Here is a 957-nt window from a genome sequence, read left to right on the forward strand (position 1 = left end):
GTTCACTGTATCCCGGATCCATCACCAGATATTCCACCTCAAACGGAAACTTGTTGTGCTTTTTTAATTCCTGAAACAGCTTTGCCATCAGCATCGAATCTTTTCCACCGGAAATACAGACTGCAATCCTGTCCCCCTCCTGCACCAGCTCATATTCCCGAACTGCCTTGGCAAATCGCGAGAACAGTCTTTTGTGAAATTTTTTGCGGATACTTTTCTCAATCTCTTCTGCCCGCAAAAGTTCTTCACCTGATTCTTCCTCTTCCTTCTTCTGCTCAGCTTCCATCCGCTCTAACAACCACCTCGTATATCCGCCTTCCAGACTGACTGCATCATATCCTTTCTCCCGGAGCACTTCTGCACATTCTTCACTTAATGCCCCTCGCGTACAGTAAAGCACCAGCTTCTTTTCCTTATCCGCCGCATCCAGATTCTGCTCGATTGTTTCTGTCGGAAGCCACTCTGCCCCCGGAATCATTCCGTATGACATGGAAGCTTCATCCCGAATATCGATCAGGCGATAAGACTGCTCCGGCATGGATAAGAGCTCTTTATATTGTATATCCCACTCTTCCATCTTTTTCAAATGTATCCTTTCTATATTCCTACCATAGAAATAAGTTTAATAACCTTTTTTATTATACGGGTATTCTAAACAGTTGACAAGTAGCAGTTTTGTATAATCCTTTTCTGTATTATCAGAAGCTTAATACTGTTTCACTTATATCTGTGCTATAATATCAGTATAGTTGTGGATTTTTATTTTTCCACCGTACATTTAAAATATCATATATGAGAGGAGAATCAACATGACATTGAGAGAAAAATATGGAGAATGGGGAATTATTTTAGGCGCTACTGAAGGTGTCGGAAAAGCATTTTGTGAAAGGCTTGCCAAAGAAGGTATGAATGTCGTAATGGTCGGACGCCGTGAAGAAAAATTAAAAGAGCTCGGTG

At 41.5% G+C, this 957-nt stretch carries 2 protein-coding genes; one reads left to right on the plus strand and one right to left on the minus strand.

Annotated elements, in window-relative coordinates; translation table 11 throughout:
• Window positions 1–577, minus strand: a 577-nt coding sequence (locus tag AB5Z01_RS13795; RefSeq protein WP_368365630.1) for a rhodanese-like domain-containing protein, incomplete at its 3' end; no start/stop codon positions are given.
• A gap of 232 nt (window positions 578–809) precedes the next feature.
• Between AB5Z01_RS13795 and AB5Z01_RS13800 the strand changes: the two genes are divergently transcribed.
• On the plus strand, window positions 810–957 hold a 148-nt coding region (locus AB5Z01_RS13800), incomplete at its 3' end, for an SDR family NAD(P)-dependent oxidoreductase (RefSeq protein ID WP_368365631.1).

Source organism: Ruminococcus sp. RTP21359st1_H3_RTP21359_211015, assembly GCF_040909065.1.
GTDB classification, from domain to species: Bacteria; Bacillota; Clostridia; order Oscillospirales; family Ruminococcaceae; genus Hominimerdicola; species Hominimerdicola aceti.